General features: G+C 70.5%; 12 protein-coding genes. All 12 read right to left on the bottom strand.

Features of this window, described 5'->3' with window-relative positions; translation table 11 throughout:
• Nucleotides 1-101: 101 nt before the first annotated feature.
• The 12 genes from M1L60_RS26045 to M1L60_RS25990 all read right to left on the bottom strand — a co-directional run bounded on the left by M1L60_RS26045 (nucleotide 102) and on the right by M1L60_RS25990 (nucleotide 14,969).
• A complete protein-coding gene (locus M1L60_RS26045) occupies nucleotides 102-1,100 on the bottom strand; it encodes an LLM class flavin-dependent oxidoreductase (protein WP_253240142.1) in 999 nt (332 codons plus the stop codon).
• Nucleotides 1,100-1,414 (bottom strand): TIGR04076 family protein, encoded by a 315-nt coding sequence (locus M1L60_RS26040; protein WP_253240141.1) that lies wholly within the window; start codon nucleotides 1,412-1,414, stop codon nucleotides 1,100-1,102. The genes M1L60_RS26045 and M1L60_RS26040 overlap by 1 nt, the downstream gene beginning before the upstream one ends.
• Nucleotides 1,411-2,379: an NADPH:quinone oxidoreductase family protein gene (locus M1L60_RS26035; RefSeq protein ID WP_253240140.1), complete on the bottom strand. Its 969-nt coding sequence runs from the start codon at nucleotides 2,377-2,379 to the stop codon at nucleotides 1,411-1,413. The genes M1L60_RS26040 and M1L60_RS26035 overlap by 4 nt, the downstream gene beginning before the upstream one ends.
• A 40-nt stretch (nucleotides 2,380-2,419) precedes the next feature.
• A complete protein-coding gene (locus M1L60_RS26030) occupies nucleotides 2,420-2,818 on the bottom strand; it encodes a nuclear transport factor 2 family protein (RefSeq protein WP_253240139.1) in 399 nt (132 codons plus the stop codon).
• Nucleotides 2,815-4,080: an amidohydrolase family protein gene (locus M1L60_RS26025; protein ID WP_253240138.1), complete on the bottom strand. Its 1,266-nt coding sequence runs from the start codon at nucleotides 4,078-4,080 to the stop codon at nucleotides 2,815-2,817. Before M1L60_RS26025 ends, M1L60_RS26030 begins: the two co-directional genes overlap by 4 nt.
• Nucleotides 4,077-5,723 (bottom strand): hydantoinase B/oxoprolinase family protein, encoded by a 1,647-nt coding sequence (locus tag M1L60_RS26020; RefSeq protein ID WP_253240137.1) that lies wholly within the window; start codon nucleotides 5,721-5,723, stop codon nucleotides 4,077-4,079. The genes M1L60_RS26025 and M1L60_RS26020 overlap by 4 nt, the downstream gene beginning before the upstream one ends.
• Nucleotides 5,716-7,380: a hydantoinase B/oxoprolinase family protein gene (locus tag M1L60_RS26015; RefSeq protein WP_253240136.1), complete on the bottom strand. Its 1,665-nt coding sequence runs from the start codon at nucleotides 7,378-7,380 to the stop codon at nucleotides 5,716-5,718. Before M1L60_RS26015 ends, M1L60_RS26020 begins: the two co-directional genes overlap by 8 nt.
• Entirely contained in the window at nucleotides 7,377-9,413 is a 2,037-nt protein-coding gene (locus M1L60_RS26010) for a hydantoinase/oxoprolinase family protein (RefSeq protein ID WP_253240135.1), read from the bottom strand. The genes M1L60_RS26015 and M1L60_RS26010 overlap by 4 nt, the downstream gene beginning before the upstream one ends.
• Nucleotides 9,410-11,395, bottom strand: coding sequence for an ABC transporter ATP-binding protein (locus tag M1L60_RS26005; protein ID WP_253240134.1), 1,986 nt, complete (start codon nucleotides 11,393-11,395; stop codon nucleotides 9,410-9,412). Before M1L60_RS26005 ends, M1L60_RS26010 begins: the two co-directional genes overlap by 4 nt.
• A gap of 118 nt (nucleotides 11,396-11,513) precedes the next feature.
• Complete coding sequence (locus M1L60_RS26000; protein ID WP_253240133.1) at nucleotides 11,514-12,374, bottom strand: ABC transporter permease; 861 nt, start codon at nucleotides 12,372-12,374, stop codon at nucleotides 11,514-11,516.
• Entirely contained in the window at nucleotides 12,374-13,384 is a 1,011-nt protein-coding gene (locus M1L60_RS25995) for an ABC transporter permease (protein WP_253240132.1), read from the bottom strand. Before M1L60_RS25995 ends, M1L60_RS26000 begins: the two co-directional genes overlap by 1 nt.
• Before the next feature lie 4 nt (nucleotides 13,385-13,388).
• Nucleotides 13,389-14,969 (bottom strand): ABC transporter substrate-binding protein, encoded by a 1,581-nt coding sequence (locus M1L60_RS25990; protein ID WP_253240131.1) that lies wholly within the window; start codon nucleotides 14,967-14,969, stop codon nucleotides 13,389-13,391.
• Nucleotides 14,970-15,111: the final 142 nt, after the last annotated feature.

Here is a 15,111-nt window from a genome sequence, read left to right as displayed (position 1 = left end):
TGGTCCTGGCGGCCTGTGGACAACTGACGACTGGGGACAACGCGTGAAGATCGGCCGAACGTGCTAGCGAAGCGCAACCTGCTGCCGGGCGAGCAGATGTGCTACCGGGAAAGCAGCGGCAGAACCTCCTTGCCCAGCAGTTCGACGCCACGGTCGTCGGTCAGGCCGTGTGGGGTGCCGAACTCGACCCGGGAGACCCCGGCGTCGATCAGTTTCTGGGCCTGGGCGGCGACCTGGGACGGGGTGCCGGAGAAGGCGAAGCGGTCCAGCACGTCGTCCGGGATCAGCTTGCCGGCTTCGACGTCGCGGCCGTCGTCGACCAGTTTTCCGACCTCGGCGACCAGGCCGTCGGGCAGGGTCACCGTCGGGTCGAGCTCGGCCACCACCGCCAAATACATGGCCACTTCGGTGCGCGCTTTCGCACGAGCCGCTTCGCCGTCGGTGTCGACCACGGTCACCGCGCCCAGCACGATGCCGATCTCCTCCACGTCACGTCCCGCTTCGAGAGCGCCGAGGGCCAGCCGCTCGCGGATCACCGGGACCATGTCGGGGTTGGCGCTGCCACCGACCTTGATCTCGTCGGCGATCCGGCCGGCCAGGGCCGCGCCCTGCGGACCCCACGCGCCGAGCAGCAGCGGAATCGACGGACGCTGGCGGTCGTACCGCAGCACGGTGTCCGGTTCCAACGAGAAGACGCGGCCCGAAAAGCCCGATCGCTCACCCCGCAGCAGGTGAGAAACGACCGAGGCCGCCTCGGCCAGGGCGGTCAGCGGGCGCGGCTGCGGCAGCCCGACCGCGCCCAGCCAGGTGCCCCGGGCCAGCCCCAGGTACGCCCGCCCGTGCGACGCCAGGTCGAGGGCAGCGATCTGCCCCGCGATCTCGTACGGCGCCATCGAATAGGGGTTGAGACAAGCTGGCCCCAGCCGTACGCGGGATGTCGCGCCCGCCATCTCGAGCAGCGGGAAGATCGGCGGCTGGTACATCAGGTCGCCGAACACGGTCAGCACGTCGAAGCCGGCGGCCTCGGCCGAGCGGGCCAGCCGGGCGTACGTGCCGGCGGGTTTGTCGCTCTGCAGGCCGAGGCCGATCTCCGTACGCATCAGGTCAGGTCCTCGGAGTTCATCGTGCGCTTGCAGGTGCGCTCGACCTTCATGACGAGGCGCTCCTCGGGGTCGGGGCAGATGAAGTGCGAGTCCTGCGCGAGCCAGTCGCCGGCGGGCAGGTCGCGCTGTTTGGCCGCGAGGAAGGGCAGCACCGAGGCCAGCGCGTACACGCAGAAGTGTTTGCCCTCGGGGATGGTGAGGTGCGCGCTGTTCTTGAGGTCGAAGTGGTCGCCCACCTCCATCCCGCACACCGACCGGCCCTCGATCCGGTCGACGCTGACCCGCAGGTCGTAGATGTCCATCTCGCTCATGATGCCTCCTCGTTGAAGCGGTTGACCTGCACGATGACCTTGCCGGTGGTGCGCCGGGCGGCCAGGTCGGCCAACGCGGCCGGTGCCTCCTCCAGGGACACCACCCGGGTGACCGGCGGCCGCAACTCGCCCGCGGCGCACCGGCGGAACAGTTCGTCGTAGGCGGCCCGCACTTCCGCCGGGCGGGCCCACGGATAGCGCGACCCCCACGAGACGCCGATCAGGTCGGCGTTGCGGGCGATCAGCCGGGCCGGGTCGACCGGCGGGGGTGGCCCGGCCGCCATGCCCACGCTGACCAGCCGTCCCTCGAAGGCCAGGCGGTCGATCGAGCGGCTCAGCAGGTCGCCGCCGACCGGGTCGATCACCACGTCGAGGTCACCGGGGAAGTCTTCGTAGCCCCAGGCCTCGGCCGCGCCCTGCGCCAGACATATGTCCCTTTTCTCGGGCGAACCCGCGGTGGCGATCACTCGGGCGCCGCGGGCGACAGCCAACTGGATGGTCGCGATCCCGACCCCGCCCGCACCGGCATGCACCAGCACGGTTTCGCCCGGCTTCAGGCGCGCCCGTTCGAGCGCGAACCACGAGGTCTGGTACGTCACCGGAAGCGCGGCCGCCGTGATCGGATCCACGTCCGAGGGCCGTTCCACCACGAGGTCGGCATCGATGGTGACGGTGTCGCCGAGCGCGCCGTGCGGCAGAGCCGGGCACGCCACGACCTCCCGGCCGATCCACTCCGCCGGCCCGTCGATCACCCGTCCCGCCGCCTCCACGCCCGGCGTCATCGGTGGGTCGGGCCGCACCGGGTACTCGCCCCGGCACAACGACACGTCCAGGAAGTTGAGGCCGACCGCGTGCACCGCCAGCGTCACCTGCCCCGGCCCCGGCGGCGGGTCGTCGTCCAGAGTGGCGAGCCGCAACACGTCCTGCGGCTCGCCCTCCGACGTGGCGATCAAGCGGCGGATCACGCGCGGACCAGCTCGAAGGGCGTGGCGATCAGCCGGCTGATCACGGGCGCACCAGCTCCGAGTGGTGGTGCACGATCCGCCACTCGCCGTCGATGCAGCGCAGCACGTCGGTCACCCGCGACCGCTGCTCCTCGCCGCCGGCGGCGTCCCGCGTCACCAGCACGTACCGGGCCACGCCGGTGTCGCCCCAGACATCGATCCGCTTCTCGGTGGCGGCCATGACGTCGAGCACCGGCCGCTCCCCCGCCGCGTCCCGCGTCTCCCGGTACGTGTCGAGTTCGCGCCGCGTCCGCAGCGGGCCCGGCAGGTGCGTCTCCCATGTCGTCACGTCGTCGTGCAGATGCGCGTCGAAGCCGGCGCGGTCGCCCTTCAGGAACGACGCGTACATGTCGTCGATGCCGGCCGCGATGGCCGCGGCCCCGATCTCGGCGAAACTCATCGCTGCTCCTCAGGGAGGGACTCGTGGTGAACGGAGGTGGCCGCGGAGGCGAGGGCGACGTCGTCCCGGTACACCTGGCCGCCCTTCATCACCCAGCGCACGCCCCGGAAGGCCGAGGTGTCGTCGAGCGGGTCGGCGTCCATGGCGATCAGATCCGCGTACTTGCCTTCCTCGACCGTGCCCAGGTCGTCGGTGAGGCCGAGCCAGCCGATCGGTCCGCGGGTGCCGGCGTGCAGCGCCCGCTCCGGCCCGAGGTGCTCGGCCAGGTTCTCCAGCTCGCGCACGGTCGCGTTGGTGCCCTCGAACGACCAGAACGGGGGCATGTCGCTGCCGAGGAGGATCTCCACCCCGGCATCCAGGGCCATCTTGAAGCTCTCGATGTGCCGCGGCCCCGCGCCCAGCGACCGGCACTGCATCCATTCCGGTACGCCGAGCTCGTCGAAGAACTCCTTGCAGCGCGTGACGAGCAGGGTCGGCACGAGCGCCGTGCCCTGCTCGGCCATCCGCGCCGCGACCTGCGGGGTCAGCTGGTAGCCGTGCTCGACGCAGTCCAGCCCGAGCTCGACCGCGGCCGCGATGACCTCGGCCGGCCCGGCGTGCGCGGTCACCTTGCGGCCCCACGCGTGGGCGGTCTCGATGACCGCGGCCATCTCGTCGGCGAACAGCTGCGGGGTCGAGATGGCCTCGTGCTCACCGGCCAGCCCGCCCGAGATCATCACTTTGATCAGGTCGGCCCCGGCCTTGATCTGGCTGCGGACGCCGTGCCGGAAGCCGACCGGCCCGTCGCACTCCATGGTGTCGCCGCTCTCGTGCCCGTGCCCGCCCGTGCACACCAGCGCCCGGCCCGCCGTGTACATGCGCGGCCCCGGCACACGTCCGGCCTTGATGGCCCGCCGCAGCGCGAAGTCCGCGTGGTCCTTCTCGGCCACATTGCGTACGGTCGTGACCCCGCACTCGAGCGTGCGGCGCGCGCCGTCGGCCATATAGAGGGCCAGGTCGTGCGGCCCCATGTCCTTGACCGCGTTGCCACCACCGCCGGGCAGCGACAGCGAGAAGTGGGTGTGCATGTTGGTCAGTCCGGGCGTCACGAACGCGCCGCCCAGGTCCCGCTCCACGACCGGTCCCGCTTTCCGGGCCTGAGAAGCGATTTCGGAGTACGGACCCACGGCCGTGATGCGGTCGCCGGTGATCCACACGCCGGCGTCCTTGATCGGGAGCGCCCGGGCGTCGACCACCGTGCAGTTGCCGAGTAGTTGGTTCATGCGTTCACCCCGTACACCTTGCGGGCCGCCTCGTCCGAGACGTAGCCCTCCTGAACGTCGTGGCGCACCGCTTCCGGGTCGCGATGGGCCGGGTCGCCGTGCCCGCCGCCACCGGCGGTCAGCAGCGTGATCCGGTCGCCCGCGCGCACGGGGGTGCGTTTGGTGCTGACCCGCCTCTCGCGGTCGGTGCCGGGGAAGACGACGACCTGGTTCGGTTCGGGCGACCGTCCGCCGTCGAGCGCCCACGGCGCGCTCCTGGTCTTCTTGATGACCGACAGGAACTCGCCGTCGGTGACGAACCGGATGTCGCGCCGCAGCCCGCAGCCGCCCCGGAACCGGCCGGCGCCGCCCGAGTCGGCCCGGATCTCGACGCGGTCGAAGAACATGCCGGTCTTGGCCTCGAGCACTTCGACCGGGGTGTTGCGGGCCTGGGTCTGGCAAAGGTGATTGGCCGGGCCGATGCCGTCGTGGTCGGGTGAGCCGCCCCAGCCGACCGGGTCGTTGTTGCTGACCGCGAACATCGCGCCGGTGTCGGGGTGGACGCCGACCATCATGAAGCCCGGCACGTCGCCCCCGCTGCTGGCCGGCAGCCGCTCCGGCATGCCTTGCGCCAGCGCTTTGTAGATGAGCTCGAGCGCGACCGTGCCGGTCCACTGGGTGAACGTGGCCGCCGGGTAGACCGCGTGGAACAGAGTCCCCGGCTCGGCTTCCACCCGCAGCGGGGCGAAGTGGCCGGCGTTGGTCTGCTCGTCGGGGGTGGTGATGGCCTTGAACGCGACCCGGCAGGTGGCGATGGTCGAGCCGATCGGCAGGTTGACCGGGCCCGGCACGGCCGGCGAGGAACCGGCGAAGTCGACAGTGAACGTGCCGTCCTGGATGGTCACCGTGCAGCGCATGAGGATCGGGTCCTCGGTCACCCCGTCGTCGTCCAGCCAGTCCTCGGCGGTCCAGCTGCCCTGCGGCAGCCGCGCCACCGCCTCGGCCGCTGACTCCTCGGCGGCGGCGACGAAGCGGTCGACCACCGCGTCCACCACCGGTGCGGTGTAGCGATCGAACAGCTCGGCCACCCGCCGTTCGCCCGTGCGCAGGGCAGCGACCTGGGCATTGAAGTCGCCCAGCACGAGGTCCGGCATGCGGGAGTTGAAGCGGATCAGCTCCAGGATGTCGCGCACCGGCTCGCCGCGGGAGACCACCTTCGTACCCGGGAAAACAAGACCCTCTTGGTGCATGTCGGTGGAGTCGAGCACGTAGCCCGCGTCCTTGGCCCCGAGATCCATCCAGTGGGCCCGGATGCACAGGTACGCCACCAGTTCGCCGCCGGAGAACACGGGCGCGAACATCGTCGCGTCGTAGGAGTGCGCGGCGTTCCAGTAGGGGTAGTTGAGGATGAAGATGTCCCCCTCCTGCAACTCCCCCACGTACTCGACGCCCATGCGGATCGAGTAGTCGTTGGCGCCCAGGAACCGCGACAACCCGGTCGACTCGGCCACCAGCCGCAGCGACCGGTCGTAGATCGAGATCCCGAAGTCGTGCACCTCGTAGATGACCGGGTTGAAAGCCGTCCGTACGAGCGCCGCCCGCATCTCCTCGGCCGCGGACACGAGGTGGTTGCGGATGACCTCGACGGTGGCCCCGTCAGTCATCGATCTCCACCCCGTAGACCTCCTCGGCCGCGGCCGCCGACACGTACCCCTCGGCGACGTCACGGCGAACCGCAGCCGGCTCCCGATCGGCTGGGTCGCCGTGACCGCCGCCGCCCGCGGTGAGCAGGGTGACCCGGTCACCCGGCACCACGGTCAGGCGCTTGGTGCTGATGCGTTCCTCGCGGTCGGTGCCGGGGAACGCGACGATCTGGTTCGGGTCGGGCCGAAGGCCGCCGGCGAGCGCCCACGGCCGGCTCTTGGTCTTCTTGATGACCATGAGGAACTCGCCCGGCGTGACGAACTTGATCTCGCGCCGCACCCCGGCCCCGCCCCGGAACTTGCCGGCCCCGCCGGAGTCGGTGCGGATCTCGACCCGCTCCATGAACATGCCGGTGCGGGCCTCCATCACCTCGATCGGGGTGCCGCGCCCGGTGCTGCCGCTGACGTGGGTGGCCGCGTCCGTGCCGTCGTGGTCGGCGGTGCCGCCCCAGCCGACGAAGTCGTTGTTGCTGACCGCGAACATGGCCCCGGTGTCGGGGTGGACGCCGACCATCATGAAGCCGGGCACGTCACCGCCGCTGGACGCGGGCAGCCGCTCCGGCATGCCCTGGGCGAGCGCCTTGAGGATCAGCTCGAACGCCACGATGCCGGTCCACAGGGTGAACGTGGGCTGCGGGTAGACCGCGTGGAACAGCGTGCCCGGCTCGGCCCGTACTTCGAGTGGCGCCACCGTGCCCGCGTTGGACGGCTCGTGGGGCGAGGTCAGCGACTTGAGAATCACCTTGCAGATGGCCTCGGTGGCGCCGAACGGCATGTTGATCGGGCCGCGAACTGCGGGCGAGGAGCCGGCGAAGTCGACCAGGAACTTGCCGTCGGCGATGGTGACCGTGACCCGCATCCTGACCGGCTCGTCGGTGATGCCGTCGTCGTCCAGGAAGTCCTCGGCGGTCCAGGTGCCCTGGGGCAGCGCGGCCAGGGCGGACCGGGTGCGGGCCTCGCCGTCGGCGATGATCCGGTCGATCGCGGCCAGCACGGTCGCGCGGCCGAACTTGGCGTGGATCTCGAGCAGGCGGCGCTCACCGGTGCGGATGGCCGAGATCTGCGCGTGCAGGTCGCCCAGGATGGCGTCGGGCATCCGGGAGTTGAACCGCAGCAGCTCGTGGATGTCGCGCACCGGCTCGCCGCGCGAGACGACCTTCGTACCCGGGAAGATCAGACCCTCCTGGTGCATGTCGGTCGAGTCGAGCACGTAGCCCGGGTCCTTGGCCCCCAGGTCCATCCAGTGGGCACGGATGCACAGGAAGCCGATCAGGTCGTCGCCGTCGAACACCGGAGCGAACAGGGTGGCGTCGGAGGCGTGGGCCGCGTTCCAGTACGGGTAGTTGAGCAGCACGACGTCGCCCGGGAACAGGTTCTCGACGCCCACGTACTCGACGCCCTTGCGCAGCGAGTAGTCGTTGGCGCCCAGGAACGAGGTGAGCCCGGTGGCCTCGGCGATCGGTCGCATCTGCGCGTCGTACAGCGACAGGCCGAAGTCGTGCACCTCGTAGATGACCGGGTTGAACGACGTACGGATGAGGGTGGCCCGCATCTCCTCGGCCGCCGACAGCAGATAGCTGCGCACGACCTCGACGCGAGCGCCGTCCAATGTGGTCACTTGGTCACCTCCGCCGGCGTGACGTGCAGGTAGCCGTGCTCGTCGACGGTCACGTTCTGGCCGCTGGGCACCACGGTGGTCGAGGTGCCCTCGTCGACCAGGGCCGGGCCGGCAAAACGGTGGCCCGCCCTCAGATCGGCCCGGTCGTAGACGGCGAACGGAACGATCTCCCGGGTGCCGAAATCAAAGGCTTCCCGATGCGTACGGGGTGTGGCCTCGCCGCCCGCCTCAATGCGCGGGAGCTCCGGCCGGGAGGTGCGGCCGATACCGCGTACGCGCAAATTGAGGATCTGCAGCGGGTTGCTCATCGTGTGGCCGTAACGCGCGTGGTGCAGCTCGTTGAAAGCGGCCCGCACGGCCTCGGCGTCCAACGTGGAACCGACAGTGACCATCAGGCTGTGCTCCTGACCCAGGTAGCGCAGCTCGAACTGCCGCTCCAGCACGCCGTCGCCGGCCGGCACCCCCTGCGCGGACAGCGACGCGATGGCCTCGGCCTCGGTCTCCTTGAACAACGGCTCCAGGGCGGCCAGGTCGGCGCCGTCCAACGTCGTCATCACCGTACGGCTGAAGTCGTTGACGATGTCGGCCGAGAGCATGCCCCAGGCCGAGAAGCCGGACGGCGCGAACGGCACCAGCACCTCGCCGATGCCCATCTCGCGGGCCAGCAGCGGGGCCAGCAGCGGACCGGCGCCACCAAAGGCCAGCAGCGAGAACACCCGCGGGTCGTGACCGCGCTCGACGGTGATCTGGCGGACCGCGCCGACCGTCTTGGCCAGCAGCACGTCGAAGATGCCGGCCGCGGCGTCGGGCACCGAGAGCCCCAGCGGCTCGGCCAGCTGTTCACGGATGGCGTCGCGGGCGGCCTCGTCGGCCAGGCCCATGGTGCCGGCCAGGAAGCGTTCGGGGTCGACGAAGCCGAGCACCACGGCAGCGTCCGTGACGGTGGGCTGGGTGCCGCCGCGGCCGTAACAGACCGGTCCGGGGGCGGCGCCGGCGCTCTGCGGGCCCACCTTGAGCAGGCCACGGTCGAGCCAGGCGATCGATCCGCCGCCGGCGCCGATCGTGCGGATGTCGTACGTGGGGATCAGCAGGGGGTAGTGCTCGAGCTGGGCCTCGTAGGCGGCGACGGCGGTGCCCTTCTCGATCACGCAGGCGTCGAGCGAGGTGCCGCCGATGTCGAAGGTGAGCATGTTGTCGCGGCCCAGCTCGCCGGCCAGGTAGGCCGCGCCGACGATGCCGCCGGCCGGGCCGCTGAGCACGGTGTGGGTGGGCGAGGTCTTGGCCACCGCGCCGGTCATCGAGCCGCCACCCGAGCGCATGATCAGGAAGCGGCCGGCGAAGCCCTGGTCGGCCAGGCCCTTCTCGAGCTCGTCGACGTACCGCTCGAAGATCGGGCGGATGTAGGCCTCGAGGACGGTGGTGCTGGTCCGCTCGTACTCCCGGTACTCGCGCACGATGTCGGTGCTCAGCGAGAGGCTGACGTCCGGGTAGGCCTCGCGGATGATCCGGGCCGTCTCGCGCTCGTGCGTGGGGTCGAGGAACGAGTGCAGGAAACAGATCGCGATCGACGTGACGCCCTGGTTCTCGACCAGCTCGCGCGCGGCGTCGCGGACGCTCTGCGGGTCGAGCTCGTCGACGACGGCGCCCTTGTAGTCGAGGCGGCCCTTGACACCGGCCGTGAAGCGGCGCTGGACCAGGCTTTCCGGGCGCTGGTAACGGAAGTCGTACATGTGGTCGGACGGCACGTTGCCCCGGCCGATCAGGAAGACGTCCCGGAAGCCCTCGTTGGTGATGATGCCGGTGTTGCCGCCGCGCCGCTCCAGCACCGCGTTCAGCCCCAGGGTGGTGCCGTGGATGAACAGCTCCACCTCGGACAGGTCGGTGCCGAGCGCGGCGATCGCGTTGAGCACGCCCTCGGCCGGGTGGGCCGGCGTGGTCGACGCCTTACGGAAGCGGACCTGACCGGTACGGGTGTCGAGCTCCATCGCGTCGACGAACGTGCCGCCGATGTCCACGGCCAACCTGATGCTCATGACGAACTCTTTCCGATCAGGGCGGGCAGCTCGGGGATGCGCCAGCAGGCGGCCCGGCTTTCGCCGTAGGGCTGAAGGGTCTGCTCCTGCGACCGGCACGTGTCGGTCACGAAGGGGCAGCGGGCGGCGAGGGCGCAGCCGGTGGCGGCGTCGGCCTCGTCGAGGTCCTTGACCAGCTCGACGTCCGCGGTGCGGGTCTCGCCGAGCCGGGGCGCGCTGCCGAGCAGCGCGCGGGTGTACGGGTGCTGGGGATTGTCGAAGACCTCGTCGACCGGCCCCTCCTCGACCACCCGGCCGAGGTAGAGCACGACGACCCGGTCGGCGAAGCCACGAACGGTGGCGAGGTCGTGCGAGATGAACACCGAACCGTGGCCGGCGTCGGCCGCGACATCGGCGATGACATCGAGGATCTGGGCCTGCACGGTGACGTCGAGGGCGCTGGTCGGCTCGTCGAACACGATCAGGTCGGGCTGGCCGACGAGCGCCCGCGCGATCCCGATCCGCTGCGCCTGGCCGCCGGAGAGCTCGTGCGGCATCCGGGTCAGGATCGAGCTGTCGAGCTCCATCCGCTGGAGCGCGGCCTCGGTCTTCTTGGTCCGCTCGGCCGTCGAGACCTTGGCCGCCCGCAACGGCTCGGCGATGGAGTCGGCCACGGTCCGGCGCGGGCTGAGCGAGCCGATCGGGTCCTGGAACACCATCTGGGCCCGCGTCCGCTCGACGCGGCTCTGCTTGCGGACGCTCTTGCCGGCCACCTCGACGCTGCCCTCGGACGGCTCGACCAGGCCCATGATCAGCTTGGCCAGCGTCGACTTGCCGCAGCCGCTCTCCCCCACGACGCCGAGCGTCTCGCCGGCCTTGATTTCCAGACTGACGCCCCGCAACGCGTGATGCCCACCCGACCCGAACCGGCTGCGATAGACAACGTGCGCATCCTGCACCCGCAACACCACCCGCCCGGCCTCAGCGGACCGGCCGGGCTCGGCGTGCCCGCTCGACTCCGCGTGGTTGCTCGGCACTGTGTCGGCGAAGAGTGGTTCTTCCTGGGGGTGGAAGCACGCCAGGGACCAACCGCTGGAGAGGGCCTTCGTCTCCGGGCGGGTCTCGCGGCACACGTCGGTCGCGTGGGCGCAGCGCGGGGCGAAGGGACAGTTGTGCGGAGCGGCGGTCATCAGGGGCATGCCGCCGGCCGTGGCGACCGCTCGGCCGCCGCTGACGTCGGGGACCGAGCGGAGCAGGGCTCGCGTGTAGGGGTGCGCGGGGTGACGCAGCACCTGGGCGGCGGGGCCGGTTTCGACGACAGTGCCGGCGTAGAGGACGACCACGCGGTCGCAGACCTCGGCGATCGAGGCCAGGTCGTGCGAGATGAGCAGGACGCCGCGGCCGTCGGTGTCGGCGGCGTGGCGGAACTGGCGCAGGATCTCACGGGTCAGCGTCACGTCGAGGCCGGTGGTCGGCTCGTCGGCGATCAGCAGGCCGGGCGCGCAGCCGGTGGCCAGCGAGATCATCACGCGCTGGGCCATGCCGCCCGACAGCTCGTGCGGGTAGGCCTCCAGGCGTCGCGACGGGTTGCGGATGCCGACCGCGGCGAACAGCTCCTTGGCCGATTCGGCGGCGCGCTTGCCGTCCATGTCCTGGTGGGTGACGAGGCGGTCGATCAGCTGCCGCCCGACCGTGCGGGTCGGGCTGAGCGCGCCCCGCGGGTTCTGGAAGCACATCGCCGCGCCCCGGCCCCGGTGGTGGGCCAGCGCGGCCGCGTCCATCCGGAGCACGTCATCGCCGTCGAAGCCGACCCGGCCCGTGGCGTGCGAGCCTGACGGAAGCATCCCCACGATCGCGCGGGCGACCATGCTCTTGCCGCCGCCGCTCTCTCCCACCAGGCCGACCACTTCGCCCGGCGCCACCGAGAAGCTGACGTTGCTGAGGGCCGCGACCTGCCGGCCCGGCCGGTGAATGACCACCGAGAGGTCTTCGATCTGGAGCATGGTCACCGCCTTTCCTGGAGGAGCCGTACCGGCCGGCGCTTCCGCGGCCGCCCGCTGAGCAAGCTGAAGCCGAACAAGACGGCCGGGCGACGGCTGGGTTCGCTGGAGCTGGGCATGGTCACCGCCGGCTCTTGGCGTCGGCGCGTTCCTGGAGGCCCTCGCCGAGCAGGCTGAAGCCGAGGACGCACACGAGCAGGGCCAGGCCGGGTGGGACCGAGGTCCACCAGCGGCCGGCTACCACGTCCGAGGTGCCGAGGCTGATCATCGAGCCCCACTCGGCCGTGGGCACCGTTACGCCCAGGCCGAGGAAGGACAGGCCGGCCAGGGTGAGCATGGCCCAGCCGCAGTTGAGCGGGGCGATGACGCGGACCGGGGTCAGGCTGTTGGGCAGCAGGTGGCGCCACATGATGCCGAGCGTGGACGCGCCGGAGGTCTTGGCCGCCTCGATGTACTGCATCTCGCGCAAGGTCCGCACCTCGGCTCGCACCAGCCGGGCGTACGCCGGGGCATTGACCGCGGCGATCGTGATCACCAGGTTGAAGAAGCCGCCGCCGAGCAGGGCCGACACCGCGAGGGCCAGGATGAACGTGGGGAACGCCTGGAAGATGTCGACGATGCGCATCAGCACGTCGTCGACCCAGCCGCCCAGGTAGCCGGCGAGCAGGCCGAGCAGCGTGCCCACGACCACGGCCAGGGCCACCGCCAGCACGGCGATGCCGAGGTCGATGCGGGCCGCGTGCAGCACCCGGCTCCACACGTCCATGCCGTTGCCGTCGCTGCCGAGCAGGTGTTCGCCGCCGGGCGCGGCCAGGGTGCCGGACGGGTCGATCTCTTTCGGGCCCCACGAGCTCAGCAGCGGGGCGAAGATCGCGGCCAGGGCGGCGACGATCAGGATGCCGCTGCCCACATAGATGAGGGCTTTGGCGAACCGGCCGTCCTTGGTGCCGGAGACGACCGGCAGCATCTCGAGTGAGGCCATCAGATTTTCACCCTCGGGTCGAGCCAGGCGTGCACGACGTCGGCGATGAGGAAGACCAGCACGTAGGCGAAGGCGATGATCAGCACGGACGCCTGCACGACCGGGTAGTCGCGGTAGAGCAGCCCGCGCAGCGCCCACTGGCCGAAGCCCTGCCACGAGTAGACGTACTCGACCAGGACCGTCGAGCCGAGCGCGGTGCCGAAGACCAGCGCGGCCAGCGACGGCAACCGGACGAGGGTGGCCCGCCGCAGGTAGCCGCGCAGCAGCGTGCGCTCCGGCAGGCCGTGGGCGGCGGCCGCGGCGTACGCCTCGGATCGCAGCACTTCCAGGGCCGAGGCCCGGACGCTGCGCAGCAGGGGCGCCAGCACGCCGATGACCAGGGTCAGCACCGGCAGCACGAGGTGCGCGGCCGACGAGCTGATGGCCGGCCCATTGCCGGTGATCAGCGCGTCGATCAGGTCGGCCCCGGTCAGCGGGGTGAGGTTGGTGTCGGGGTCGACGCGGCCGCTGGGCGCCGGGAACCAGCCCAGGGCGGCATAGCCGACCAGGATCAGCACCAGGCCCAGCCAGAACTCGGGTATCGAGTTGCCGAACAGGGCGAAGATCCGTACGGAATGATCGCCGACGGTGTCGGCCCGCCGTGCCGACCAGATGCCGAGCCAGATGGCCAGCACGATGGCGATCGACACCGCGATGAACACCAGTTCCAGGGTGGGCCCGAGGCGCAGCGCCATCTCGCCGGTGACCGAGGCGCCGCTCTGGATCGAGGTGCCGAAGTCACCGGTGACGAGCCCGCCCAGATAGTCCAGGAACTGTTTCCAGATGGGCTGATCGAGGCCGAAGCGGGCGCGCGCGGCGTCCGCATCGGCCTCGGTCGCGTTGGGCCCGAGGATGCTGCGGATCGGGTCACCGGGCAGCACGCGCACCAGCAGGAAGGTCAGCACGACCACCCCGAGCAGAACCGGGATCAGCTGGAGCAGCCGGCGACCGACGAAACGCAGAATTCGCACGGGATCAGGCCGATGCGCTCAGGTAACGGAGACGCGCGAGGCCGTCCATCGGCTGCACCCAGCCCGCGACCTTCTCGCGTACGGGAAGGTTGAAGTTGGGTTGACAGATGATCACCCAGGGCACGTCGGCGGCCAGGATGGTCTGCACCTGGGCCCACAGCTGCTGGCGGGCGGCGTCGTCGACGGTGGTGTGCGACTTGGTGTAGATCTCTTCGATCTCGGGGTTGGTGTAGTTCGAGTAGTTCAGGGCGGCGCCCTTGACGAAGCTGGTGGCCAGCATGTACTCGACGTCGTTGACCCAGAGCTGACCGGTGGTGATCTGCAGCGGGATGCTCTTCTGGCCCCGGCGCTCGCCCAGTGTGGCCGGGTCGAGCGGGGTCAGCTTGAGGGTGATCCCGGCCTTGGCCGCCTCGGCCTGCACCTGCACGGCGATCTTCTGCTGCTCGTCGCTGTCGGAGGCGAACACCAGCTCCGAGCTGATGCTGGTCTTGCCCGACGCCGCGAGGGCCTGCTTGGCCTTCTCGATGTCGTACGTGAACGGGTAGCCGGTCTCGGCGTAGCCGGGCATGTCCAGCGGCACCAGGCTCTTGGTGGGCCGCGCGTCGCCCCCGTACACGTTCTTGATGATCTGCTCGTAGGGCACCGCGTAAGCCAGGGCCTTACGGACGTTCACGTCGTCGAACGGCGCCGTGGTGACCGACATCTGGATCGCGACCTGGTTGTTGCTGGCCGCCGAGAGCACCTTGACCCCCTCGACCTTCTTCAGGTCCTGCAGGTCCTGGCCGGTGATGCCGAGGGCGATGTCGATGTCGCCCGCCTGCAGCTGCAGCCGCTGGTTGGCCGCGGCCGGCACGACCGAGAGCCGGATGGTCGGGGTCTTGGCCCCGTCGGTGCCCGGGTAGCCGGTGTTGGCGGTCAGCTCGATCTCCTGGCCCTGGGTGGCCTTGCTGACGTTGAAGTAGCCGCCGGTGGGCGCGTTCTTGGCGAACCATTCCTTGGCCCACGGGTCGGCGTCGGTGGCGTGCTTCTTGGCCTCGACCGAGTCGAAGACGTAGAGCGAGATGGCCTGGATCTGCTTGGTCAGGGCGCTCGGGAACTCCTGGTGGAACTCGACCGTGTAGTCGTCCTTGACGATGACCTGCTCGGCCTTGGTCAGGCCGATGGTGCGGTAGATGCCGGCCACGTTGGCCTGGGCCGCGAACGCGCGGTCCTTGGACCACTTGACGTCGGCCGCCTTCATCTCGTTGCCGCTGGCGAACTTGACGCCCTGACGCAGCTTGAGCGTCCAGATCTTCTGGGTGCTGTCCGGCTCGAACGACTCGGCGAAGGTGGGCGTGATGTTCGCGGTGTCGAGGATCTCGCTGTCCCCGGCCTTGGTCACGCCATAGTCGATCATGTATGGGTACACGTTCTTGAACAGCATCAACGCGGTCAGGTCGAAGCCCACGAAGTCCTGGTCCCAGCTCGACAGGTAGCTCGAGACGGCGATCCGCAGGGTGCTCGCGGCCGGGCCGCCCGAGGCCTTGGACTCCGGGTTGTCCTTGCTGCCGGCGGCGCAGGCGCCGGTCGTCATCAGAAGCGCCACGCTGCCACCGAGCTGAAGCAGGCCGCGACGAGAAATGTTTGGCGGAGCCATGAGTGGTCCTCCTAGAGCCGAACGGCTGGCCGGCCCAACAGGCCGTGAACGGAGTTCTACCGGATAACGTGAGAGTGAACAAGAGCCTGCC

This window comes from Paractinoplanes aksuensis, assembly GCF_024137025.1.
Lineage (GTDB): Bacteria > Actinomycetota > Actinomycetes > Mycobacteriales > Micromonosporaceae > Actinoplanes > Actinoplanes aksuensis.
This window is presented reverse-complemented; position numbering and strand designations above follow the sequence as displayed.